Source organism: Streptomyces rugosispiralis, from assembly GCF_024505145.1.
In the GTDB taxonomy this organism is placed as follows: Bacteria; Actinomycetota; Actinomycetes; order Streptomycetales; family Streptomycetaceae; genus Streptomyces; species Streptomyces rugosispiralis.
In genome coordinates this window covers 1-569 of record NZ_JANIAA010000217.1, presented here as the reverse complement: position 1 = coordinate 569, position 569 = coordinate 1, and the positions used below count along the sequence as shown (strand labels likewise).

Sequence of the window (569 nt, the reverse complement as noted above, 5' to 3'; positions counted from 1 at the left end):
CCCGGTCAGCGAGGACGAGGCCCCGCGTGAGGTGGCGACGGGTTCTGGTGTGACGTCGTGGCCGCTGTCGGCGAAGACCGCCGACGCGCTGCGCGCCCAGGCCGGGCGGCTCCGTTCCTACCTGGACGAGCGGCCGGAACTCGCACCGGCCGACCTGGGCTACTCGCTCGCGACCACGCGCGCCGCCCTCGACCACCGCGCGGTGCTGGTGGCCGACGACCGCGAGGGCTTCCTGCGCGGTCTGGACGCCCTGGCACGAGGTGAGTCGGGTGCGGAGGCGATCCAGGGGGCGACCGCCGGTGGCAAGGTGGCGTTCCTGTTCACGGGGCAGGGGAGTCAGCGGCTGGGGATGGGGCGTGAGTTGTACGACGCCTTCCCGGTGTTCGCGGAGGCGTTGGACGCGGTCTGCGATGAGCTGGACCAGCACCTTGAGCGGCCGCTGAAGACGGTGCTGTTCGGGGATGACGTCGAGGCGTTGGATCGGACGGGGTTCACTCAGCCCGCGTTGTTCGCGGTTGAGGTGGCGTTGTTCCGGCTGGTCGAGGCGTGGGGTCTGCGGCCCGACTATC

At 71.5% G+C, this 569-nt stretch carries 1 protein-coding gene; it reads left to right on the top strand.

All coding sequences use genetic code 11. The annotated features are described in order from the left end of the window. A partial coding sequence (locus tag NP777_RS47135; RefSeq protein ID WP_256656359.1) for an acyltransferase domain-containing protein occupies positions 1 to 569 on the top strand: 569 nt, incomplete at both ends.